The sequence below is a fragment of the Streptomyces sp. TG1A-60 genome, assembly GCF_037201975.1.
In the GTDB taxonomy this organism is placed as follows: Bacteria; Actinomycetota; Actinomycetes; order Streptomycetales; family Streptomycetaceae; genus Streptomyces.
The window spans coordinates 5,446,556-5,470,159 of record NZ_CP147520.1 but is presented as its reverse complement, the minus strand read 5'-3'; the positions used below and the strand labels follow the sequence as shown (position 1 = coordinate 5,470,159).

Genomic DNA, 23,604 nt, shown 5'->3' with positions numbered 1-23,604 from the left:
TGCGAACCCGACCCCACCGTGCCAGCACCGGATGCGTCGGCGGGGGCTGTGCGAGTGCCCCCGTTTCTCTGGACAGCAGGCAAAGGAGCAGTACGACGTGACCCTCCTCCACCGCGCGCGCAGCGCAGTACAGCGGCTCGGTATCGACATCACCCGTTATCCAGCGAACTGGTCGGGTCAGCGACTCGTCCAACTCCTGCAGAAGTTCGAGATCAGCGTGGTCATCGACGCGGGCGCACACTGCGGCGGCTACGCGACGATGCTCCGCCACGGCGGCTACCGAGGCCGCATCATCTCCTTCGAGCCGCTCAACGGGCCGGGCACCGAACTGCGCCGCCGGGCGTCGTCGGACCCGTCCTGGACCGTGCTGCCGTTCGCGCTCGGCGACCGCAGTGGCACCACCGTGATGAATGTCGCGGGCAACTCGGGCGCCAGCAGCTCCGTCCTCCCCATGCTGGAGCGCCACTCGCAGGCCGCCCCCCATGCCGCCTACACCGGTGAGCAGACCGCCGAGGTCCGTCGGCTCGACGAGCTGTGGGAGCAGCTCGTCATTCCCGGCGAGCGGGTCTTCCTGAAGATGGACGTCCAGGGTTACGAGGGACACGTGCTGCGTGGTGCGGGCAAGCACACGGCGGAATGCGTCGGTGTCCAGACCGAGACGTCCTTCGTCCCGCTGTACGAGGGCGGGCTGCTGTTCAACGAGGCACTGGCCCTCCTCCAGGCCGAGCTCGGCCTCACCCTGATGTCCGTCGTCCCCGGCTTCACCGACCCGAAGTCGGGCCAGATGCTGCAATGCGATGTGGTGCTCTTCCGCGAACGACAGGCGGCGCACGTATGAAGCCGCTGCGGATCGCACTCGTCCACAGCTTCTACCGTTCCTCCGCTCCCGGCGGCGAGAACGAGGCCCCCCTCGACCAGGCGGAGGCGCTACGCAGGGCCGGACACGAGGTTCGGATGGTCGCCGCACACACCGACGAGCTGCAGCGCCAGCCGCTGTACGCGATGCGCTGCGCGGTCACCGTGGCGGGCGGGCGCGGCCGTTCGCCGCTCTCCGACCTGCGGGCCTTCGCCCCGGACGTCGTGCACGTCCACAATCTCTTCCCCAACTTCGGCCGGGCCTGGGTGACCGATTGGCACGGCCCGCTCGTGGCGACCCTGCACAACTTCCGCCCACTGTGCGCGGCAGCGACGCTCTACCGCGACGGCGCGGTCTGCACCCGCTGCCCGGACGGCGACCGCTGGGCAGGGCTTCGCGCGGGCTGCTACCGCGGGTCCCGGCTCGCCACGCTGCCGCTGGCCTGGGCTGGACGCCGCGGCCCCACTGCCGACCCTCTGTTGCGTCGCGCCGACCGGTTGGTGGTCCTCTCCGGGCTCAGCCGTGCCACCTACGCCGCAGCCGGGGTGGACGAGCGGCGCCTGGCGCTCATCCCCAACTTCGTGCCCGGAGTGAACGGTACGGACGCCGAGCCGGGAGAACGCTGGGTGTACGTCGGCAGGCTCACCACGGAGAAGGGCATCCTTGAACTGCTGCGACGCTGGCCGGCCGACGAGCTGCTGGACGTCATCGGAAACGGCCCGCTGGAAGAGGCCTGCCGGGCAGCCGCACCCCGCTCGGTGCGGTTCCACGGTGCGCTCGAGCGCACCGAACTGCGTCGCCGGCTGCCGGGGTACCGCGGCCTCGTCTTTTCGAGCCGTTGCTACGAGGGCGCTGTCCCCCTCGTGTACATCGAGGCGCTCGCCGCCGGTCTGCCGGTGCTCACCTTCGAGGGATCGGCCGCGCCCGGCGCGGTACGGGGCGAGGGCACCGGAACCGTCACCGCCTGGGACGACCCGCTGAACCAGGTGCTGCGCGAGGCGGCGAGCCGGTTCCCGGGGCTGCGTGACCACTGTCGACGAGTCTACGAGGAGGCATACAGCGAGCAGATCTGGACCACACGTGTGGTCCAGCTCTACGGTGAACTCTGCGGTGCGCCGAAAGCCCTGGACCGGGCATGACCGGCACGAGGAAGGCTCGCGTCACCTTCGTGCAGCCGTACCTGACCGCGTACCGACTCCCCTTCTATGCCCGACTCGCCGATGAACTGGCCCGTCGGGGCATCGAGTTGACCGTTGCCCACGGCGCGCCGACCGGTGACTGGGTGGCCCGCCGCGACAATGTCGTACTGCCCGGAGCGGTCGAGCTGCCCCAGCGCGACTGGTTGCTCGGCAGCCGCCGGATCGTCTGGCGCCCACTCGCTGGACTGGCGCGCTCCTGTGACGCTCTGGTCCTCCCTCAGGCTCTGAACCAGCTCGACGCCTATCCGCTTCTCGCCCGCCGCAGGCGCAGTACGCCGGTCGCGCTGTGGGGCCATGGGCGGACCCACTGCGTGCGGCACGGCGCAGCCGCGCGGTGGACCAAGGCCGCGCTGACCCGCAGGGCCGACTGGTTCTTCGCATACACCGACGCGGGCGGTGAGTACGCGGTGCGGGCCGGCGTGCCGCCGCAGCGGGTCACGGTGGTGCGCAACGCACTCGACACCACGGCGCTGGCCGCCGCCTCGAACGCGGTCACGGAAGCCGAACTGACTGCTGTCCGCGAGCGATACGGGTTGACTCCCGGACTCACCGGGCTCTACATCGGCGGGCTCGACCGCCACAAGCGGATCCCTTACCTGCTCACCGCGGCGAAGGAGATCGCCCGCCGCGTCGCCGGATTCCGGCTGTTGGTCGCGGGCGACGGCGCTGAGCGGGATCTGGTGGCGGCCGCGGGGGGCGCGGTGATCCATGTCGGGCCCGCCCACGGGAGGGACAAGGCGCTGCTCGGCGCCGCCGCGGACATCATGTTGGCACCGGGGGCGGTCGGGTTGTGCGTGGTGGACTCCTTCGCACTGGCGACCCCTCTGGTGACCTGTGTCTGGCCCTTCCACGGCCCCGAGTTCGACTATGTGGAGGACGGGCGCAACGCCCTGGTGGTCGACGGGGACACCGACCGCTATGCGGCCGCTGTGGCCGGACTCCTCCTGCGGCCGGAGCGGTTGGCTCAGCTGAGACAGGCCTGTCGTGCGGACGCGACGCGGTACACGGTCGAGGACATGGCCGCCAGGTTCGTCCCCGGTCTGGAAGCCCTTGTCCGGGGCGATGCGTGAGGTGCGTCGTCGACTCGGCGGGGCCGGCACGGCAGGAGGGCGCACGGTACGTCAGGGCACACGCCGATCGGCTGTCGTGAACCAGTCGACGTAGTGCCGCGCGATGTCGTCCAGCGAGAAGTGCCCACGCACCCGAGCCCTCCCCGCCGCGCCGAGAGCCTTCCGCTGCTCGTCGTCCCGGGCCAGCGCAGTCATCGCCTCCGCGATCCGGTCGGGTCGGTCGATGTCGACGAGCAGGCCGGCGTCGCCGACCACCCAGGGCACGGCGCCACTGCGCCGTCCGGCAACGACCGGCAGACCCATGCCCATGGCCTCGGCACAGATCATGGAGAAGGACTCGAGACGGGACGGATGGACGAGCACGTGCGCCTCGGTGGCGAGACGGTCCAGCATTGCGGCATGCGGCAGTTGTCCGGCGAACTCGACCCCGGCGGTGGTTTCCCTGGCCGCCGCCCAAGCCTGCGCCGGACCGCCGGGACCGTGGTCCGAGCCCAGGAGCAGCAGCCTGGCGCGCGGGATCCGCGTGCGTACCAAGGTGAAGGCCCGCAGCAGCGCCCTGGTGTTCTTCATCGGCCCCCAGCCCTGCAGAGCCGCGGCGAACACGGGCGTGTCACCGGGCGGCGGCGCGCAGAGGGTGGGCAGAGCGTCGGTCCGCACTCCGTTGGGGATCACCTCGATCGGTCGGCGCACCCCCAGACAGCGCCTCAAGTGCCGTGCGGTGTAGGGACTGTTGGCACTGAGCGCGGTGGCACGGTGGACGGCGGGCAGGGCCTGGGTGTGTCGCAACCAGCGGTAGGCGTCGCGCATCTCCCAGGCACAGCGCAGCGGCGTGTCCCTGGCGGTGACGAAGGCGAGGCGGCCGCTGGCGATGGCCGCGCGTGCGTATTCGTACGTCCAGTGCGCGCTGACCACATCGGTTGGGTGCTCACGCAGTGCGGCTGCCAACTGCCGTCGCTCGTACCTGTAGAGATCGCGCACCTGTCTGGAGGGGCGCATCGGCGTGACGACGAGTTGCAGGCGCTCCGAGCCGAACACCGCGCGAGAGGTCACTTCGTGGCTCATCGCGAAGACGGTGACCCGGTGGCCCTGGTCGAGCCAGGTGCGGGCCAGCCAGCCGGTGGAGGGCCCCGTCGGGACGGCGGGAAGCGGGCGGTCCAGCGCGGGCAGCAGAGGGCTGAGGTCGACAGGTCCGGTGAGGCCGATGTGCACGGGGATTCCTCCAAGGCTCCTTCACGGCCGGGAAACGGGTACGGTCACGGGCTTCTTCGCTCGCCGACCTGGGCGGCCCAGCAGTCCGATCCCGGCGGCTGCCTGGTAGGCCGGCAGCCGACCGCGCAACAGCCAACAGCCCAGCAGTACGGGAGACATGGCGAGCGCCGCGCCGGGCAGACCGCCCAGCGCGGAGTCGCCCCAGCTGCCGGCCGCGGCCAGACAGACCCCGGCCGCAAGGTGCGTGAGATGGGCACGGACCACGGCGCCGGCGCCGAGCGTGTCCGTCCTGCACCAGCTGACCAACTGAACGGCGTGGCCGACGGCCAGCCCGGCCGCTCCAGCCGCGATGAACGGAAGTGGCTCGCGCGAGCCGACTGCGCCGACGAGCCCCGCCCCGGTGACGGCGAGCAGAACCAGCTGAGTGCGTACGAGATCACGTTGAGCGCCGCGGGCAAGGTCCAGCGCACATCCGGCCGCGTAGACGACCTGAAGCGCGGCGCCCACGGCGAACGCGGGCACCAGCGCCACGGCCCCTTCCCAGCCGGGGCCGAGCAACAGGGCGAGCACGGCGGGTCCGGCGCCGGCCAGGGCGCCGAAGACAACGAATCCGGCGGAGGCGGCGTACAGCAGATGCTGCGCGGGCCGGGTCAGGGGCAGTCCCTGGCTGCGGCGGTCGGCGAGCAACGGTACGGCTGCCTGGTTGAGCCCCTTGACCAGGACGTTCACCGGTACGTCGGACAGCAGCTGGGCACGCGACCAGAGCCCGGCCGCGCCGGGACCGAGCAGTCGGCCCGCCATCCACAGCGGGGCACTGCCTCCGAGTGCGCGCAGCAGCGCGAAGCCGGTGAGGAACCCGGACAGTCCCAGCAGGGAGCCGGGCGGAGCGCCCGAGTCCCGCGCCAGAACGAGCTTCGCCGATGCGCACACGGAGAGACCGAAGGTGGCGAACGCCGCGACCGGAAGGGCCAGCGCGAGGGCGGCAGGGGAGCCGGTACGGGCGAGAACAACGGCCGCGACCACGCAGCCGGCCACCTGCCCGGTGAGCTCGGCGACCGTTGCGTAGCCCGGCAGGCCGACCCGGCGCAGCGCGGCCAACAGCACGCAACCCGTCGGCGCCACCAGATACTGGCAGCCCAACAGCTGGAGGAAGAGGGTCAAGTCGGGCATCCCCCAAAGCGCAGCGCACCACGGGGCGGCGAGCTCGACGACCACCCAGCAGGCCACGCCGGTCAGCAGCGAGAGCCTGAGCGCTGCGCGGAAGAGGGAGCGGCTGAGCTGCTCGGCACGCAGGACGCAGGTCGCCAGGCCCGCCGTGGCGATCAGCCCAGGCACCTGCGTCACCGTGAGAGCGATCGCATAGGCACCGAAGGCGCTGTGCGGCGCCATCCGCGCGGTCCAGGCGGTGTAGCCGAGCTGGAGGACGACCGACACGGCGGCGCCGCCGTAACCCCAGCTCACCACGGAGAGGACGCGACCTGCGGATCTCGGGGCATCGCTCATGAGGGGGTGAAGGGGGCGGTGGTCAGCAGGAAGTTCTGGTGGCGTGGGGGAGGGACGAAGCCGGGCGGTACGGCGAGAGGAGCGTGCGGAGCGATGTGCTGGACGTGGTGGTAGCCGAACTCGGCGGCCGTGGAGCGCAGCCGTTCCAGAGCGGGCCGGTCGAGGCACTCGGCGATCACGACGGGACGGTGGGCGGCCAGAATCCGGGACATACCGCGCAGCACTTCCGGTTCGAAGCCTTCCACATCGATCTTCACCAGGTCGACTGGCCGGTCACCGACCGCGAGGTCCGCCGTGGTCACTTCCACGTCGACGGTGCTGCGCCCGGGGGCGTCGGCGCCCTCGCGCAGGGTGGCCGTGGTGATGCGCTCGGGCACGGTGAGACGTGCCCGGCCCGGCGCCTGCGAGAGTGCCTTGGCGACGACGTGCGCCCTGGGCCCGAAATGGTTGACGTCGAGGTTGCGGCGCAGCATCCGCACCGCGACCGGGTTGGGCTCGACCGCGACGGCTTGCAGCCGCGGATTGGCCTGACAGGCCAGCAGGGTGTAGATGCCGGCGTAGGCTCCGGCGTCCAGGAAACCGCGCGCGGTGCGGGCGAGCCGGTAGAAGAGCGGATGGGTGGCCTCCTCCCACAGCCGCAGATCCGTCCAGACCACCGGCCCGGCGAGTACGTCGTCCGGGCCGCAGTAGTAGCGGAATGTGCTGCCGTCGGGTGCGTGCAGCTGCCAGACGCCGGTGGGGCGCAGATGCTGCCAGACGGTGACCGGCACATGGCCACGTACGGTTCCGGCCCGTACTGCCCGCTGAAAGGTTCGCGATCGCATCAGCAGGTCACGGGCACCGCGCAGTACGGGCTTGACATGGCTCAGCTGCGGGACGGTGGTGATCATCGCTCAGGCTCCCGTCAGGGAACGCTCGGAGGCCGGAATGGGGACCGCGGCCAGTTCGGCGTCGACCATGATCCGGGCGAGTTCCGGAGCGTGCACGGTGGCGCGCCAGCCCAGTTCGCGTTCGGCCTTCGAGGCATCCCCGACCAGGTCGGGGACCTCGGAAGGACGCAGATAGCGCTCGTCGAAGCGGATGTGCCTCTCCCAGTCGAGGCCCGCGTGCTCGAAGCAGAGGCGCAGGAAGTCGCGCACGCTGTAGCTGGTGCCGGTGGCGACCACGTAGTCGCCGGGCTCGTCCTGCTGGAGCATGCGCCACATCGCGTCGACGTACTCGGGCGCGTAGCCCCAGTCCCGGCGGGCCTCCAGGTTGCCGAGGTGGAGGACGTCCTGCTCGCCGCGGGCGATGCGGGCCGCGGCGCGGGCGATCTTGCGGGTCACGAAGGTCTCACCGCGGCGCGGGGACTCATGGTTGAAGAGGATTCCGTTGACGGCGTGAACGCCGTACGCCTCACGGTAGTTGCGGGTGATCCAGTACGCGTACACCTTGGCGGCCGCATACGGCGAGCGCGGGTGGAAGGTCGACGACTCCGACTGCGGGGGCGCGGTCGTCCCGAACATCTCGGAACTGGAGGCCTGGTAGAAACGGCACGGCAGCCCGGTCATCCGGATGGCTTCGAGGAGACGGGTGGTGCCCAGGCCCGTGGTGGTCCCGGTGAACTCGGGCTCGTCGAAGGAGACCCGGACGTGCGACTGGGCGGCCAGGTGGTAGACCTCGTCGGGCTTGATGCCCTCCAGCAGGGCAGCGATACGGGAGCCGTCGGCCAGATCTCCGTAGTGCAGCCGGAGGCGGGCGTCGGGCTCGTGCGGGTCCTGGTAGAGGTGGTCGATCCGCTGGGTGGTGAAGGTGGAGGAGCGGCGGATGAGGCCGTGCACCAGATAGCCCTTGGAGAGCAGGAGCTCGGCTAGATACGAGCCGTCCTGGCCGGTGATACCGGTGATGAGCGCGGTTTTGTCGGACACGGCGACTCCTGAAGAGTGGGGGGACGACGTGCGCTGCGCGGCTGTGCGCAGGCCGCCAGCAGGCCGAGGATCACGGCCTGTTCGGGGGTCAGGGAGTAGGTGATCATGTAGACCAACTGGCTGCAGATGAGCAGCCGGAGCACCAGTCTGTGCTCGCTGTCCGCTCCTGCTGCGCGCCATGCCGTGGCATACACCAGGAGGAGTACCGCAACGCCGAGGAGGCCGAGACGCATCAAGACCTCCAGATAGTAGTTGTGGGGTGAAACAGCGACGAGTGCTCCGTTGATCACACGGTCGTACCCGGAACCGAAGGGCAGACCCAGTAGCCAGTCCGGCACCTCTTCGAGCTGCGGCAGCAGAGCGTGCCAGCCCTCCATCCGCCATACCAGCGTCCGATCATCTTCACTGGAGGCGGCGAGACTTGAGGTGACCTCGTCGGCGGTTCCCCAGGAAACGGCCAGCAAGTAGAGCGTGCTGAGGGAGCCCAGAACGCCCAGAGCCGCGGCACGGGATCCTGTCCGCCGGTGGCGAGACAGCAACCAGCCCGTGATCATGACGCCGGTGGCCAGCCAGACGGTGCGGTGCTGGGCCAGGATGACGACCACCAGGAGCAGCCAAGCCAGCGCTCTCCCCCGCCCAGGGCCGCGACCACACAGCAGTATCGTGGCCGCCTGGCCGATGATCATTGCTTCGGCAGCGCTTACCGGGCGTGTGCCGGTGAGCACTCCGTCGACCATGATCCGGTCGGAGTTGGAGCCGATACCGACGATCAGCCACCCCACCAGGGCAAGGCAGGACAGAGCACAGGCGGCCAGCACCCAGATGAGGGTGACTGAGCGCACCAGGTTCCGACCGGGGGAGAGGACTGCGACGAAGAGTGCGACACAGAAGAGCTGGATGAAATGGGTTCGGGCTTCATTGCCGGCCGTCTGGACGCCGAAGAGTCCGAACCCGCGGATCAGCGCATAGGCGGTCAAAACCAACAGGGCGAGGAGCGGGGCCGGGGCCCGGCGCCCGCGATTCCCCGTGAGCATGATGAGGGCAGCGACCAGCAGACACACGGCCAGCACATCGGTGGGCAACAGAGCCAGACCCGAGCCCGGGAGTGGCTGGCGCGTGTTCTGCCGCGTCTGCCAGAGCTGGACGGCGATGTACAGGCCGATTCCCCAGACGGGCCAGCGGACGAAGCTCGCGACGAGCGCCGCGCAGACGATGAGCGCGGCGCAGCCGAGCAGCAGTGTCGTCGGATCGAGTAGCAAGGGATCATCCCCCGGCGGGAGAGCGACGAACAGAGCATCGCACCGCGGTCTTCACATAGGGCGAGAACATCAGCAGCGGAGCCCTCGGCCAACAGTGCCGCAGGCAGTAGACCCACCATTGGCGGGGCGGCAGTTCACGCTGCGAGGTGATCCGGCGCAGCGCCTCGCGCACGCCGATGCCCGGTTCCCGGGACCCGGTGTGCGGTGGGTTGCGATCGCAGATGCCGACGTGGCAGGGCGTCACATAGGCGGGAATGCCGGCCCGGCGGACTCGGAATCCGTGATCGTAGTCGCCCATGCCGTGCTGGAAGACCTCATCGATGTCGCCGACCCGTTCGCACACCGTCCTGGGCAACAGCACCACGTTGCCGTTGTACGTGTCGCAGGGCTCGGGTCGACCGGTGGGCTCGACCAGGGCGAGCGCACGGCCGCGGCGCCCCGAGTACGTGGTGCGGTCCTCGGCCGAGGCACGTACGGCGCCGACCACGACCCTGCCGGGTCCGACCGCGTGTGCGGTGTCGAGCAGTACGGCGAGGGCATCTCCCTCCAGCGTGACATCGTCGTTGAGCCAGAGCTGGTAGTCCCAGGCCGGTTCGCCGGATCGCCGACTGGTGCGGCTCGCGATCCGCATGCCGTGGCTCCAGTAGACGTCGGTGCCGACCGTGGTGACCTCCACCTCGGGGTGGGCCGCGCGGACGGCCTCGGGTGTGCCGTCGGTACTGCCGGCGTCGACCAGGTAGGTGCGTACGGTGGTGTCCTCCGGCAGCTCTCGCTGTCCAGCGAGCGCGGCGAGCGCGGACAGGGTTTTGGCGCGGCGATTGTGACTGGTCATCAGCACGGCGATGCGGACTGGTGGCACGTGAAACTCCTCAACTGGCACACCTGATCATTACCGGATGCATTGCCCATGAAGACTCAGTCAGGCCGGGCTCTGAACGGAACTGCCACTCCGGATTTGCCGCCCCACCGAAATTCCCATGCCGCTGCTCAGGTTGCCGCGGAATGGCGCTCGGCATTTGCCACCCCGGTTCACACGAGTTCGCCCATTGGTCGAATTACCGGAGGAGGGCGGGATCACAGGACCTCGAGGTGGCCCCGCCGGCAGCGGTTGCGGGTGTCGAAAATGTACGCCCCGGCCCGCTCGACGAGCTCATAGTCGAAGTCGTCGTGGTCGGTTGCCACGACGACCACGTCGGCCGCCCGGATCTCTGCTTCGGTCAGTTCCACACACATGATGTCCGTGGGACGGAGATGGGAGTCGGTGTGCGGCTCCACCGCGGCGACACGGGCGCCAAGATTCTGCAGTGACCGGGCGAGCGCGATGGACGGTGACTCGCGGATGTCGCCGGTGTTCTTCTTGTAGGCCAGGCCCAGTTGCAGGACCCGAGAGCCACTGACCGACTTGCCGCGTTCGTTCAGGCCCCGGCTGATCCGCCAGACGACATGGTCCGGCATGTGATCGTTGATCTCGTTCGCCAGCGCGATGAACCGGACGTTCTGCCTGAGCAGCCGCTTTACCTGCCACGACAAGTAGGACGGGTCCACCGGCAAGCAGTGTCCGCCGACACCCGGGCCGGGCCTGAACGCCATGAAGCCGAACGGCTTCGTGTCGGCCGCCTCGACGGCTTCCCAGATGTCGGCCCCCAGCCCCCTGGCGAACGTCGCCATCTCGTTGACCAGGGCGATGTTGACGTGGCGGAACGTGTTCTCCAACAACTTGGTCAGCTCTGCGGTACGGCAGGAGGACACCGGCACGGTGCGCTCGACAATGCGTGCGTAGAAGCGCTCGATGTCGTGCAGCGACGCCGGGTCGATCCCGGAGATCACTTTGGGGGTGTTCTCCAGCTGCCACTGGGGATTCCCCGGGTCGATACGCTCGGGGCTGTACCCGAGGTGGAAATCCACGCCGGCCTTCAGCCCGCTGCCGTCCTCCAACAGCGGCTGCAGCAGACTCTCCGTGGTGCCGGGATATGTGGTCGACTCCAGAATCACAGTGGCGCCACTGGTGATATGAGGGGCGATGCTCCGGGCGGCGCATTCCACGAAATTCAGATCCGGCACGCCCTCGCGCAGCGGCGTCGGCACGGTGATCGTGCAGATGTCGAAGTCGGAGATCGCGTCGTAGTCGGTGGTCACCCTGTAGCGACCACTGTCCAGAGCGCTGATCAAACGCGCATCGCCGATTCCCTCGATGTACGAGTCGCCGGAGGCCAGACGCTTGACCCGCAACTCGTCCGTGTCCACGCCGACGACACAGAAGCCCGCTTCCACCGCGCGCATGGCCAGCGGGAGCCCCACGTATCCCTGACCGACCACGATCAACTTGCGCTGATCCCGGATTGGGGGTTTACCCATACCTACCACCCCGTATCCTCAGAATGGAGCATCACGATCCCAATGTCGCATGCCCGGCCGCTCCGATTTCCTCCCTCGCCACGTGTGTCTGCCGGGGATCACTCTGATTCAGTAATCAGCACATAACGGCACAGTCGCGATGGGTGAATACGCGCCCGATGGTGGGCGCGTAACCGAACGACGGCAGCTGCGAGGTCTTAGCGTTCCGGGGTATGACACCGAAGCTGCGCGACCTGACAGCCCGCGGCCGAGTTCTGCTGGCGAGGACCGCCAACCAGGCCCTGCTCGGACCGGTCTCAGGAGGAATTCCGCGGGAGTACGTGCGCTCCGTCACTGAGCGCATGCACCAGCCCAGGATCGCCAGGCATGTGAGCGAGTCGGTGACCAGGACCGAAGCCGTGGTCGAGCGGTACGACTTTCCCGCGGACTTCCCACCGCAGTTCCGCCGGTCCAAGGCGTTCGACGAACGCCATGCGCACCGGCTCCACGATGTGCTGGTCAGCCCGCACAGCGGCCTCGTCTGGCTGCCCGGCGGCCCCGTCCTGGAAGAAGAGCTACGGCTCCCTCATCCGATCACTCGGCTGGGGCGACGTCCGCCACGAACCGCTGCTGCCGGTCAGACGACTCACCGGTCGTCCCGTCGTCGCCTTCGCGCCGACGGGCTATTACCACTGGCTGCTCGAGGTACTCCCCGCCGCGGTCTTCGCTCTCAGCGTCGAGCCCGAGGCACTGCTCCTGACACCGGGAAACGTGCCGGCCTATGTGCGGGCGGCTGCCGAGCACCTGGTCGGGCCCGCCAGGATCGTCCGCCTGGACGACATCGCGCACGTCGACTCGTGCCTCCTCGCCGCCGTCGAGCCCATGTCCGGCTTCGTCCAGCGGGCCGAGACCGACCGGCTGCGCGCAGCCTTCCCTACGGACCCCGCTGACGTCGACGCCATCTACGTGAGCCGCTTGAAGGACCACAAGCGAGCATTGTCGAACGAGGCAGAGGTCGAGCACGCGATGCGGGAGGCGGGCGTCACCGTGGTGTACGCCCAAGACCTGCCCTTCGAGCAGCAGCGCGCGCTGTTCGCCGGCGCCCGTACGGTCATTGCTCCGCACGGGGCCGGTCTGGCCAACCTGGTGTGGGCTCAGCGGGCGGAGCGTGTGATCGAGGTGTTCCCTCCTGCCTGCTTCAACGACTGCTATGCCCGCTTGAGCCGCAACCTCGGCATCGACTACGACTACGTCGTCGCGTCGCCCACCGAAGAAGGAGGGGGCGTCGCACCACTGGATCGGCTCGACGCGCTTCTCAACGAGGGTGCGACCGCCGGGTGCTGAGCTGCGCGCAACGGTGGGATGCCGGAGTGCGGCGCCGGAGTGAATTCGGCCGCCCCCGCGCAACAACACACCTCACAGGTGAGCTATACACCGTATGCCCTCATTATGCTGCCGTCCGTGCCCTCAAAAGACATCTTGTCCAGCACACGTGACCTCTTCATGCGCGTTCCGGGCTGCCAACGGGCTCTCCGCGCCGGGGCCCTGCGAGGTCTGGTGCCCCGCACGGTGTGGGGGCGCCTGCATCCCACGGGAGAGTGGAGCCTGCGGGCCCCCGACGGACGCACCTTCCGCTACGTCAGCAGCGACGCGGACATCCTGGCCCGGAGCCTGATCTGGACCAACATGCGGCACTGGGAGGAGACCACCCACCCGCTCGTCTACCGGCTCGCCCGAAATGCCCGCCGGTTCGTCGACATCGGGGCGTTCTCCGGGATTTACACCCTCCTCGCCTGCCGGGCCAACCCGCAGCTGGAGGCAGTGGCCATCGAACCCAACCCGGTCGCCGCCCGCATGCTGAACCGCAACGTCCGGGCCAACCGGTTCGAAAGCCGCGTCACCATCATCGACAAGGCACTCTCGGACACGCCGGGGCGCACCTGGCTGAGGATCCCCGCCGACACGACGGCGGCCTCACTCCTGGACCGGAGGACCGCCCGGAGCGTCGTCGACGTGGAGGTCACGACGGGGGACGAGGTGCTCGACGGACTTGCGGTCGACCTCATCAAGGTCGACGTGGAGGGGCTCGAACCGCAGGTCCTGCGCGGCATGGAGAAGAGCATCCGCGCCCACCACCCGACCATCATCGCGGAGTGCCTGGACAAGGCAGCGCTGAGCAGGCTACGGGAGACCGCTTTCGACCTGGGCTACCGTCACATTCAGCATCTCAGCAGCAGGGGACCGGCGCCCGTGACGGCGGACCTCGTCCCGCCGGGCCGCTATGCGAACTTCCTCATCACCCGGGACTCAGCGGCCGCGAGACGATCGGGAAGCACGTCCTGACACGGTGGTATTGCCAGTGGCTTCCTCGCGGCCAGCCACTTAGGCAGTCCGGCGCAACAGTCCGTCCCAGCGCTTGGCGCGAGCCGAGTGAGCGAGGGGCCCCGCCTTGGGGGTCGCCGATCCCTGTCTTCAGCATACTGGTTCCTGGCCGCGTACCGCGGCGCGGTCTTCCATGCCTCGTTTCCTCGAAACCGGAGTCCGTACCGGCGAAGCTGTCAGAGCAGGCGGCAGTCGGCCCCAGAGCACGGCGGCTCGGGCGCCTGGCCGGAATGCGGAAACTGCCCTCTGACACCGCACCTGACGGTGTGTCGCATTCACTCTATGTGGAGCGTTTCCACCTGGATCACAATGCGGAAGTGAAGAAGGAGAGCAAAGCTCATGGCTGATTCTACGAATACCGGTGTCGCACCCCCGGCCGCCGCTGCCTCAGCGGTGAATTCCTTTGGCGCGGCATCAGACGGGAAGGTGCACCGCCCCCTCGACCGCTCGGCGCGCGTGTTCGTGGCCGGCGGCTCGGGGCTGGTCGGTTCGGCGGTGCGCGGGGAACTCCGCCGTGAGGGGTTCACCGATGTGGTCGCGCCAGGCTCGGCGGAGCTGGACCTGAGGGAGCGCCAGGCGGTGTTCGACTGGTTCGCGGTCCTGCGCCCGGACGTGGTGGTGCTGGCCGCGGCGCGGGTGGGCGGGATCAAGGCGAACTCCACCCGGCCCGCCGAGTTCCTCTCCGACAACCTGCGCATCCAGGTGAACATGCTGGACGCGGCCCTGGAGCACCGGGTGGAGCGGCTGCTGTTCCTGGGCTCCAGTTGCATCTACCCGAAGTTCGCCGAGCAGCCCGTCCGCGAGGAGGCGCTGTTGACGGGTCCGCTGGAGCCGACCAACGACGCCTATGCCATTGCCAAGATCGCCGGCGTTCTGCAGGTGCAGGCGGTACGACGCCAGTACGGCCTGCCCTGGATCTCCGCCATGCCGACCAATCTGTACGGGCCGGGCGACAACTTCCACCCCGAGCACTCTCACGTGCTGCCGTCCCTGATGCGGCGCTTCCACGAGGCGCAGGAGTCGGGTGCGCGGCGAGTGGTGAACTGGGGCAGTGGCAGCCCTCGTCGGGAGTTCCTCCATGTGCACGATCTGGCGCGGGCGTGTCTGCACCTGATCGAGCACTACGACGCGGACAGTCCGGTCAACGTCGGCACCGGCACGGACCTGACCGTCCGGGAACTGGCGGAGCTCGTCGCGGACGTCGTCGGGTACCGGGGGAGCGTCGAGTGGGACACGAAGCAGCCGGACGGTACCCCGCGCAAGCTCCTCGACGTCTCCCGGCTCACCGCGCTCGGCTGGGGTCCTCGTATCGGCCTGCGGGAAGGAATCGCCCGGACGTACTCCTGGTACGTGGAGAATCTCGAGTCCGGCACGCTGCGGCGCTGACGGACTCCACGGCGGCCGGGGTCGGGGCCGACGGCGGCCCACCCCGCGGCGCCATCGCGGAAAGGGCCCCACGGTATGCCGCTCCTCGACGGCGGCCGTCCCGCGACGGCCGGATCCAGGTGCGAATGCCCGCTGCCTGCGAAGCCGACAGCCATCCCGGAGGGGCTTGCTTCAGGCGGTCAGAGCGGCAGCGGCCGCCAGCGGGTCCCCCGACGACAACGCGAGGCCACGCGTCGGAAGATCCGCTGTCGGCCGCCGGTATTGCCACAGGCTTCGCAGCTGCCCGATGGAACGGGGTGTACGGGGTGTTCAGTTGCGCTTCCGTCGCCGGACGGCCGTCATCGTGCCGGCTCCGAGGGCGAGCAGCCCTGCGGCTCCGCCCAGCAGAACGGACGAGTGGGTCTCACCGGTGTCGGCGAGATGCGGCCCGCCCAACGGAGCGGACGAGCGGGTCTCACCGGTGTCGGCAAAGTGAGGCCCGGCCAACGGAACGGACGAGCGGTCCTCACCGTAGCCGGGGTGAGGCTTGTGCGACCTCACGGTGATTTCGGCCGAGAGGGTCAGTTTCGATTCCTCTCCCTTGAGACGGAAGATGTGTTTGCCCGGATCAGTCCACTTGGGGATGGTGACGGTACCCTCCACCGTGCCGTTCGCGTCGGCGGTGAAGCGACCCAGCTTGATCGGCTTCGAGAGGAGGAATGCGCCCACCTCCTCGTCCGGAATGAAACCGGTCCCCGTGAAGCCGAGGTCGTCTCCCGCGTCGACGGTGGTGGCGGTGAGGGTCAGGCTCGGGGAATCGGGTGGATACGGCTGGGAGTGGGCAGTTTGGGCCCCTACGACGGGGACCACGGCCAGGACAGCAGAGGCTGCCGTGGCCGCCAAGGCGGTACGACACTTCGATGACGCCGTCATCGCATTCACGCTCCTCAAGTGGAATCGGGCGACGGCACGGTCCGACCCGCGATTACGGTATGCGTATAGATAGCACCGAATAGTGCCGGTTAGGCATTTTCGGGAGATGAGGCACCATATGGCGTATGCAGATCACCGGACCGGTCGCCAGCCCCCAGACGCGAGGAGTGAAGCTGCTCGCGTCTGGGGCTGGCGCACTGCAGGCCGACCCCGGCCGGCGTGGCGCCTTTCCCGATGAGGCCGGTGCCGTGAAGCATCCGCACCCCGTCCGGCCGCGGCGCTCACCCGACGACCGCTGCTCGATCGGATGGCGCGACCCTGAAATCTCGATCCGAACACCACAGCCGGGAAGAAACGCTCCTTGAAGTCCTCACCCGGCGAAGATGTCGGATGAATACTGACGAACACCGGCGTCGCGCCGCACGTCTTGGTCTCCTCTTCTTCCCGCTCCTGGAGGGTGCGTGCCCCCGTTCCACGTACTTGTGGTGTGCACCGGCAACGTCTATCGCTCTCCGCTCGCCGAGTGCCTGCTCAGGCACCGGCTGCTCGAGCATCGGCAGGTGATCCGTCTGAGCAGCGCCGGCACCCGGGCCGTCGCGGGTATGCCCATGGCGGCTGCTGTCACCTCCTTCCTCCTCGGACGTGGCGTGCAGCCCCACGGGGTGGGCTCCCGTCGGCTGACCAAGGAGATGGTCGAAAACGCGGACCTGGTGCTGGGCGCTGCGACGGAGCATCGTGAGGCCGCTGTGCGGCTGTCCCCTGTGCGCGCGTTGTCCCGTGCGTTCACCTTCCGCGAGTTCGCCCGGCTGGTGCGTTCGGAGGACGCCGCAGACGTGGTGGATCCGGTCGCACGGTTGGTGACCCTCGTCCAGGGCGCGGCCGCTCGCCGAGGTGCCGTGTCGACACGCAGGGGTGACGTGGACGTGAACGACCCTCTTGGCGCACCTCCACCACAGGTACACGAGTGCCTGGTTCGGATCGAGGAGATCGTGGAGCGGATCGCCGCGCCCATGCGGACCGGATAGCAGCCGTTTTCGTCGACTCGCGCGCCGCTGACCGCCCGCGCTCAGCCACCCGAGTGGGGCGTAGGCGCCATGGCTGTCCTGCTGCCCGCCGCTCCGGTCGCCGTCGTGCCGGGAATCAACGGAGTGGCCACGGAGTGGTCGGGCTACCTGCTGATCATCGGCATCGTGGTCCTCGTGGCCGCGCCGGTCCTCGCCCGGCATCGCGTACGAAGCCCGATGGGGCCGGGCCTTGGGAGGCCCACCCGCAGGTGGTCGTGTCTCCTACGCGTACCGATAGACCGCGCTGTGATCTTCCAGTTCCTCCGGGGTCACGTCCCACGGCGGCATCCTCTCGTGCCGCGCGACGACCCGGCCCTGCTGGGCATCCCCGGGGCCGGGTGGCTTCGCGGGGAGATAGCGGGTGTCCCGGTGCCGCCGCTGCCAGCGGGACCACACCAGGTCGACGAAGGCGTGGTGCATCCAGAAGACGGGGTCGTTGACGGAGGCGCCGCTCACCATGTGGCCGCCGACCCATCGGTGGACCCGGTTGTGGTTGCGCCAGGACACGGCGCCGCGCCCCGGCCCCCACCCCTCCAACTGGTTGCGGAACCCTTTGGCGGACGTGGAGTCCCAGGGGGCCGTGTCGTAGACCGGGTCCGCGAGGGCCTCCTCCACGTCCCCGGCCGTGGGCAGAGTGATCGGGTCCCGGGAGCGGCCCAGGTCCCGCATGAGGTAGGGGGCGTCGGTGATCCCCTCTTTGACGGTCCACCGGCCATGGCGGTAGGCGAAGGGGCCGGTCATGACCTGCCGGTCGGAACGCCGCCCGGTGCCGCCGAGCAGATCCTCGGTCCACGGCACGGCCGTCGGGGCGCGGTCGCGCGTCCAGTCCCAGTACGGCACGGTCACCGACTCGTCCACGCGGCGCAGCGCCCCCTCCAGGTCCAGCACGAACCTGCGGTGCCAGGGCAGGAAGGAGGGCGCCATGTGGGCCGTGCGCCGGCCGTTCTCGCCGTCGGGTACGAAGTACTGGATGTGCGTGCGGACGAACTCGTCGTACTCACCTCGGCGTTTGACCTCGAGCAGTGCGGTGACGAATCGGCGCCGCTCGGCGGAGGTGAGCGTGCTGACGTCCTTACGCGTGTACACCATGGCGGTGATCCCCCTCGGTTCCCTGTCCGCCGTTCGGCGTACCGTTGTCGTCCGTGCGGCTGCCGGTTCCGCCCGACGCGGCCAACCGCGCGGTGGGGCCGAGTTCGTCCACGGCCGCGCGCGCCGCGGCGAGTGGCGTCGGATACGACTGGTAGTGGTCGACCATGGTCATCCAACTGCCGTCGACGCGCCGCATGAGGTGCAGCGGCCGCCCGTCCACAGTGACGTGCCATACGCCGGAGACGTCATCTCCCAACCGCCCGGCGTCGTCCGCGATGCCGACGATGCGCCGTCCGCGATACGTCTCACGGAACCACGCCCCCTCCGGCCCGGTCGCCCCCGATGCCGCCAAGGACGGTGCGAGCGCCACCCCGGCCGCCGACGCGAACAACCCCCGCAGCACCCGCCTCCGCCCGGTGGGCTCCGTGGGGTCGACGGCGAGTGACGGCCCGGTCACGGCTTCCCCGGGGACCGACCTCGGCGACCACCGACCGGCCTCGGACGTCCCCTCACCCGAGCGGTGCATACGCGCCAGCATGATCACACGAGGCAGGCTCCAGGACCCTCGTCCAGAACTTCGCACCCAACTCGTAGGCCGGCACCAAGAATTCTTCATCCTATCCAAACCCCCGGACTCCCCTCACATCGCCTGAACAAGGGATTTCAGCATCGCGGGTGCAGGCTCACCGCTGGTGAAATGAATCCGGCCACGGAAGCCACACCGTGCGACGGACAGTCCCGACAAAGCAGAGGCCGACACCGCGCGGCGCGGAATCGGCCTCTTCGGAGCAGCCACCGGGAAATGCCGGAAGCGCCGGATCAAGACGCGGCGGAAATCGCGGCCGGGGACGTTCTCACTTCTGCTGCGACAGACCGCCCAGCAGCGGAGTGCCGTTGCCCAGGGCGGTGGACGTGCGATCCACCGCCTTCAGCAGCACCTCCTTCTTCTCCTTCGCGTCGAGCACGTCCCCCTTCAGCGGCTGCGCCCGGACGGGGCCCTCGTTGAGCGTGTTCACCGTGTCGTTGAGGCTCTTGTGCACCACCTCGGTGGCGTTCTGGGCGAACGCGGGCGCGGCGGCACCGGCGATGATCAGGGACCCGGTGACGACAGCAGCAGCCTTCAGAGACTTCATGGAGTTCCTTTCTTCGGCAACGTGGTTGGCCGGGGCGGATTCTGACGTCGTGCACAACGAGCGCCTGCCGGTCCGGAAACCCCGCGTGCAGAAGACGGCCGAGTACTCATATGAGACCTCTGAAGGATTTAACTCCGTAAGCCGGGACGGGCCACGAGAAAGAGCGGAAAGGAACAGCGTCGCGCCGGCGCGGTTCGGCCGGGGCATCCTTCGCCGCGTCACCCAGCCCGCGGCCTGCGGAGCCAGGTGGACGTGATACGCCGCGCGGGCAAACCGCGTGCGGAGGGGGCACCTCCGAGCCGTGGGCCCGCTTCCCCTCGCGGGGTGGGAAGCAAGCCTTGGGCGCCCCTTACTGCACTAATCCGACACACTTGTCATGTTTGACGGAATTATATCCGATATCGGCTAGAGTTTGCGCACCTCTTGACGCGTCCCTACAGCACGCGCATCGCTTCTTGCCCCCTGGCATCCCCCTTTCCGAAAGGCCAACGCCGGTCATGCGCAACTCCCTAGCCCTCCTGCTGCGCCGTACAACGGTGGGCGCCCTCGCCCTCGCCGGGATGTGGGCTCCCGCCAGCGCCCTGGCGGTCGCGCCTGTCGCACCGTCGTCACAGGAGGCCGGCCAACTCCCGTTCGCCCAGCGGTACCACGCCCTCCAGCACGGCGGGATCGTCCGCGCGGCCAACGTCTCCATCACCTGCCGTATGCCACAGTCGAACCACCAGTCCCCGCCGTCGACGGCGCGTTCCTGCCCAGCCGCTCGCGAGGGCGGGGCCGGGGTGAACGGCGACTTCGACATGACGTACGTCGACGTCGACAAGGACCCGAACACCTACAACTCCTCCCGCGCGGAGGTCCGTGTGCCCGAGGGCTCACGGGTCAGCTACGCACGGCTGTACTGGGGCGGCAACCTGCGCGTCGGCGAGCAGAAGCCGCCCGAGGACAACGGGCGGGTGCTGGTCGCCGAACCAGGCGGGGAGTACAAGGAGGTCCTCGCGGACACGGTCGTCGGCCACCGTGTGGCGCACGGTGCGGATGCCTTCCAAGCCTCGGCGGACGTCACGAGGCTGGTGAGGGAGAGCGGGCCGGGTCTGTACACCGTGGCACAGGTCAACGTGGCGATGGGACGGTCCACGGCCGGCGCGTGGGGTGGCTGGACGCTGGTGGTGGCGTACGAGAACCCGAAGCAGCCGTTGCGGCACCTCGCCGTCTGGGACGGCTTCGACGCACTGAGGTCAGGCGCGGGGCAGGAGATCCGGCTGAGCGGAATGCGTTTCCCGGCCGGCGCGGGCGGCCGGGCGGGCCTGGTGACATACGACGGCGACCATGGCGCGACCGGCGACACTCTCACCCTCACGACCACCCGCACGTCCACCGCCTCTCTGCCCCACCGCACCGAGGTCACCTCCCTCACCAACCCCGCCAGTCCCCGTGACGACGTCCTGAACTCCACGATCAGCGAACCGGGAGCGTCCGGGCCGGAGCGGGTGCCGGCGTACGCCCGCACGCTCGGCTACGACTCCGATGTGTTCGATCTCGGAACAGGCCTGCGCCTCGGCGGCGACCAACTGGCCTTCCGAGTCGCCTCCCAGGGGGACGTGATCTGGGCCGGCGTGCTCTTCGTCGCCGTCGACGCCCAGCGCTAAGGCGTGTTCTCACCCGTCCCGAGCGCCATCGTGAGCGAGGACATCACGCATGCACACGTCATCAACCGGCCCTCGGTCGCGCGTCCTTCACCTCACCCAGCCCGTGGACGGCGGGGTCGCCCGCGTCGTGACGGACCTGGTACAGGCACAGCTCACGGCCGGCCTGGCCGTCACGGTGGCCTGCCCCGACAGCCCGCTCAGCACAGGGCTTGGGCGACTGGGCGCGGACGTACGGCACTGGCACGCGACGCGGTCACCGGGTCCGTCACTCGTCCGGGAGGTACGCCATCTCGCACGCGTCATCGATGAAGTGCGCCCTCATCTGGTGCACGCGCACAGCGCGAAGGCCGGGCTCGCCGGGCGGCTCGCCGTCCGGGGAGGATCCCCACCGTGTTCCAGCCGCACGCCTGGTCGTTCGAGGCCACCGGCGGGCCCGCCTCGGCGCTCGCGCGGGCGTGGGAACGGTGGGGGGCGCGCTGGGCCGACCAGGTGGTGTGCGTGAGCGAGGCGGAGCGCATGACCGGCGTGCGCGCCGGGATCAGCGGGCGCTGGAGCGTGATCCGCAACGGCGTCGACCCGCAGCGATTCCGCCCCGCCCCGGTCGGTGCCGTGAGAGCTGGGCTGGGGCCGTTGCACGAGGTCGATCCCGCCGCGCCGCTCGTCGTCTGTGTAGGTCGGCTGTGCCGGCAGAAGGGCCAGGCCGTCCTGCTGAGGGCGTGGGATACCGTCGCCCGCAGGGTGCCCGGCGCGCGTCTCGTCCTGGTCGGCGACGGTCCGGACCGCGACCGGCTTCGGGCGGGCGCGCCGAGATCCGTGCTGTTCGCGGGCGCCGTCGCCGACGTCGTCCCCTGGTATCAGGCCGCAGATCTCGTCGTGCTGCCGTCCCGTTGGGAGGGCATGGCGCTGGCCCCGCTGGAGGCGATGGCCTGCGGCCGGCCGGTGGTGGCCACGGACGTCGACGGGGCCCGCGAAAGCCTGCCTCCCTCACTCGCCTCCCACTGCCTGGTCCCGCCCGAGAACCCGGCGGTGCTGGCCGAGGCCGTCGCCGAACTGCTGCTCGACCCACTGCTGCGCGCGTCGCTCGGCCACCAGGGGCTCCAGTACGTCCTGTCCTCGCACGACGTGCGGCACGCGGCCGAGGCGGTCGCGGACGTCTACCGCCATCTGATCGGCGTGCGACCCGCACCACGCGTCGCACGCACGGAGCACAGGGAGTCCATCCAGTCGTGACCGCGGACAGCACTATCTCCTCCCCCGGCACACAGCCCCGGGATCACGGTTACTCGCCCGTCTCGGTCATGCCGCCGCGCGGCGCCGTCCCGAGGCCCCCGTCCCCCGCAAGCGGGCGGCCCGCGCGGTCGGCCTCGCCGGTGCCCCTGATCGTCGCGGACGGCACGGCCGCCCTGCTGGGTGCTCTGACACTGACCGGAACTCAGCTCCGCCCGCTCCCGTCGGCCTTGCTGCTGGCCGCGTCGCTGCTGCTGCGCCCGCCCCGCGCACGCCCGCCGGGGCCGGGCGTCCTCGACGAACTGCCCGCCATCTGCCGCCGGACAGCTGTGGCCTGGCTGGTGCTCGCCGCACTGGTCGCGGCGTACCGGCCGGACGACGCGCTGTCCACGCACACCCTTGTGGTGGGCTTCGCCGTGCAGGCTGCGGCGAGCTGCGCGCTGCGCGGCACCGTGCACGCGAGGTGGCGCACGGTGCTGCTGCGCAACCCTCCCACCGCGCTCGTCATCGGCCCGGCGGCGACCGCGCAGCGAGTGGCCGCTGCCGTGTTGCGGCACCCTCGGTGCGGGGTGCGGCCGGTGGGGATCGTGGCCGAGCGGAAGGACGACGCCGGGGGCCTGCCGGTTCTGACGACGGGTGAGGAGGTCGAGAGGGCGGTCGTCCAGAACAGCGTGCGGGCGGTGCTGGCCGTCCACCCCTGCGTACGAGCTGAACAGGGACCGCTGCTGAGCGCGCTGGCCGAGCGGGGTTGCGTGGTGTGGGAGCTGGACGCGGACTCTCCGTCGTACGCGACGAAGGACCGACTGGCCGGGTTCTCCTGCCGGCGTCTGGAAAGGGCTACGACGCCACGCGGCAGCGTGGGCAAGCGGGCCTTCGACATCGTCGTGTCGGCGACGCTGCTGCTGCTGGTCAGCCCCCTGTTGCTGTTGTTCGCGGTGACACTGCGGATCAGCGACGGGCCGGGGGTGGTGTTCCGGCAGGAGCGCGTCGGCAAGGACGGAAGGCCGTTCACGCTGCTGAAGTTCCGCACCCACCGTCCCGTCGACGAGCACGAGGCGGCGACCCGGTGGAGTGTGGCGAACGAGCACGAGATGCGCGGGTTCTGCCGCATGCTGCGGCGCACCTCGCTCGATGAACTCCTCCAGTTGTGGAACGTGCTCCGGGGCGACATGAGTCTCGTCGGGCCTCGGCCCGAGCGCCCCTACTTCGTCGCGCAGTTCAGCGAGTCCCACCCCGGCTACGCGGCTCGCCACCGTATGCGGACCGGCATCACCGGCCTCGCCCAGATCCATGGGCTGCGTGGCGACACGTCCATCGAGGACCGCTTCCGGTTCGACAACCTCTACATCGACAACTGGTCGCTGTGGCAGGACGTGTGCATCCTGTTGCGCACCGCGGCCACGCTCATGCGCCCGACGGGAAGCTGAG

General features: G+C 69.7%; 20 protein-coding genes and 1 pseudogene. 10 read left to right on the top strand and 11 right to left on the bottom strand.

Annotated elements, in window-relative coordinates; translation table 11 throughout:
* Positions 1–97: 97 nt before the first annotated feature.
* Genes WBG99_RS23750 through WBG99_RS23740 form a run of 3 tightly spaced genes read left to right on the top strand, consistent with a single transcriptional unit; the run spans position 98 to position 3,125 of the window.
* A complete protein-coding gene (locus WBG99_RS23750; protein WP_338898245.1) occupies positions 98–838 on the top strand; it encodes an FkbM family methyltransferase in 741 nt (246 codons plus the stop codon).
* Positions 835–1,995, top strand: coding sequence for a glycosyltransferase family 4 protein (locus tag WBG99_RS23745; protein WP_338898244.1), 1,161 nt, complete (start codon positions 835–837; stop codon positions 1,993–1,995). The genes WBG99_RS23750 and WBG99_RS23745 overlap by 4 nt, the downstream gene beginning before the upstream one ends.
* Complete coding sequence (locus WBG99_RS23740) at positions 1,992–3,125, top strand: glycosyltransferase family 4 protein (protein ID WP_338898243.1); 1,134 nt, start codon at positions 1,992–1,994, stop codon at positions 3,123–3,125. The genes WBG99_RS23745 and WBG99_RS23740 overlap by 4 nt, the downstream gene beginning before the upstream one ends.
* 51 nt (positions 3,126–3,176) lie before the next feature.
* Here WBG99_RS23740 and WBG99_RS23735 read toward each other — a convergent pair whose 3' ends face one another.
* From WBG99_RS23735 to WBG99_RS23705, 7 genes are all read right to left on the bottom strand, one after another.
* Complete coding sequence (locus WBG99_RS23735; RefSeq protein WP_338898242.1) at positions 3,177–4,334, bottom strand: glycosyltransferase family 4 protein; 1,158 nt, start codon at positions 4,332–4,334, stop codon at positions 3,177–3,179.
* Positions 4,335–4,355: 21 nt separating this feature from the next.
* Entirely contained in the window at positions 4,356–5,837 is a 1,482-nt protein-coding gene (locus WBG99_RS23730; protein ID WP_338898241.1) for an oligosaccharide flippase family protein, read from the bottom strand.
* Entirely contained in the window at positions 5,834–6,727 is an 894-nt protein-coding gene (locus WBG99_RS23725) for an FkbM family methyltransferase (protein ID WP_338898240.1), read from the bottom strand. Before WBG99_RS23725 ends, WBG99_RS23730 begins: the two co-directional genes overlap by 4 nt.
* Before the next feature lie 3 nt (positions 6,728–6,730).
* The gene (gene gmd, locus WBG99_RS23720) at positions 6,731–7,744 is read right to left on the bottom strand and encodes a GDP-mannose 4,6-dehydratase (RefSeq protein WP_338898239.1); all 1,014 of its coding nucleotides are present in this window, start codon (positions 7,742–7,744) and stop codon (positions 6,731–6,733) included.
* Complete coding sequence (locus WBG99_RS23715; protein WP_338898238.1) at positions 7,687–9,003, bottom strand: O-antigen ligase family protein; 1,317 nt, start codon at positions 9,001–9,003, stop codon at positions 7,687–7,689. Before WBG99_RS23715 ends, gmd begins: the two co-directional genes overlap by 58 nt.
* 4 nt (positions 9,004–9,007) lie before the next feature.
* Positions 9,008–9,862, bottom strand: a complete 855-nt coding sequence (locus WBG99_RS23710) for a glycosyltransferase (protein ID WP_338898237.1) — start codon at positions 9,860–9,862, stop codon at positions 9,008–9,010.
* A 215-nt stretch (positions 9,863–10,077) separates the two neighbouring features.
* Positions 10,078–11,358, bottom strand: a complete 1,281-nt coding sequence (locus tag WBG99_RS23705; protein ID WP_338898236.1) for a nucleotide sugar dehydrogenase — start codon at positions 11,356–11,358, stop codon at positions 10,078–10,080.
* A gap of 471 nt (positions 11,359–11,829) precedes the next feature.
* Between WBG99_RS23705 and WBG99_RS23700 the strand changes: the two genes are divergently transcribed.
* The 3 genes from WBG99_RS23700 to WBG99_RS23690 all read left to right on the top strand — a co-directional run bounded on the left by WBG99_RS23700 (position 11,830) and on the right by WBG99_RS23690 (position 15,105).
* Positions 11,830–12,681, top strand: a complete 852-nt coding sequence (locus WBG99_RS23700) for a glycosyltransferase family 61 protein (protein WP_338898235.1) — start codon at positions 11,830–11,832, stop codon at positions 12,679–12,681.
* A 135-nt stretch (positions 12,682–12,816) separates the two neighbouring features.
* Complete coding sequence (locus tag WBG99_RS23695; RefSeq protein ID WP_338898234.1) at positions 12,817–13,680, top strand: FkbM family methyltransferase; 864 nt, start codon at positions 12,817–12,819, stop codon at positions 13,678–13,680.
* A 432-nt stretch (positions 13,681–14,112) separates the two neighbouring features.
* Positions 14,113–15,105, top strand: coding sequence for a GDP-L-fucose synthase (locus tag WBG99_RS23690; RefSeq protein WP_338900461.1), 993 nt, complete (start codon positions 14,113–14,115; stop codon positions 15,103–15,105).
* Positions 15,106–15,414: 309 nt separating this feature from the next.
* Here WBG99_RS23690 and WBG99_RS23685 read toward each other — a convergent pair whose 3' ends face one another.
* Positions 15,415–15,987, bottom strand: a complete 573-nt coding sequence (locus WBG99_RS23685; RefSeq protein ID WP_338898233.1) for an LPXTG cell wall anchor domain-containing protein — start codon at positions 15,985–15,987, stop codon at positions 15,415–15,417.
* A gap of 491 nt (positions 15,988–16,478) precedes the next feature.
* Between WBG99_RS23685 and WBG99_RS23680 the strand changes: the two genes are divergently transcribed.
* The gene (locus WBG99_RS23680; protein WP_338898232.1) at positions 16,479–17,042 is read left to right on the top strand and encodes a low molecular weight phosphatase family protein; all 564 of its coding nucleotides are present in this window, start codon (positions 16,479–16,481) and stop codon (positions 17,040–17,042) included.
* A 261-nt stretch (positions 17,043–17,303) separates the two neighbouring features.
* Here the strand turns inward: WBG99_RS23680 and WBG99_RS23675 are convergent, their stop codons facing one another.
* The 3 genes from WBG99_RS23675 to WBG99_RS23665 form a co-directional block, all read right to left on the bottom strand.
* Positions 17,304–18,170, bottom strand: a complete 867-nt coding sequence (locus WBG99_RS23675; RefSeq protein WP_338898231.1) for a tyrosinase family protein — start codon at positions 18,168–18,170, stop codon at positions 17,304–17,306.
* A complete protein-coding gene (locus WBG99_RS23670) occupies positions 18,154–18,627 on the bottom strand; it encodes a tyrosinase family oxidase copper chaperone (protein ID WP_338898230.1) in 474 nt (157 codons plus the stop codon). The genes WBG99_RS23675 and WBG99_RS23670 overlap by 17 nt, the downstream gene beginning before the upstream one ends.
* A gap of 397 nt (positions 18,628–19,024) precedes the next feature.
* On the bottom strand, positions 19,025–19,303 hold the full coding sequence (locus tag WBG99_RS23665; protein WP_338898229.1) for a hypothetical protein: 279 nt from the start codon (positions 19,301–19,303) through the stop codon (positions 19,025–19,027).
* Positions 19,304–19,800: 497 nt separating this feature from the next.
* On the opposite strand from WBG99_RS23665, the gene WBG99_RS23660 reads away from it, so the two are divergent.
* The 3 genes and pseudogenes from WBG99_RS23660 (at position 19,801) to WBG99_RS23650 (ending at position 23,603) form a co-directional block, all read left to right on the top strand.
* Entirely contained in the window at positions 19,801–20,949 is a 1,149-nt protein-coding gene (locus WBG99_RS23660) for a DUF3344 domain-containing protein (RefSeq protein WP_338898228.1), read from the top strand.
* Between the two features lie 49 nt (positions 20,950–20,998).
* A pseudogene (locus WBG99_RS23655) lies at positions 20,999–22,179 on the top strand (glycosyltransferase).
* Positions 22,176–23,603 carry an exopolysaccharide biosynthesis polyprenyl glycosylphosphotransferase gene (locus WBG99_RS23650; protein ID WP_338898227.1) on the top strand — a complete coding sequence of 476 codons (1,428 nt, stop codon included), beginning with the start codon at positions 22,176–22,178 and terminating at the stop codon, positions 23,601–23,603. Before WBG99_RS23655 ends, WBG99_RS23650 begins: the two are co-directional and overlap by 4 nt.
* The last annotated feature ends 1 nt before the right edge of the window (position 23,604 follow it).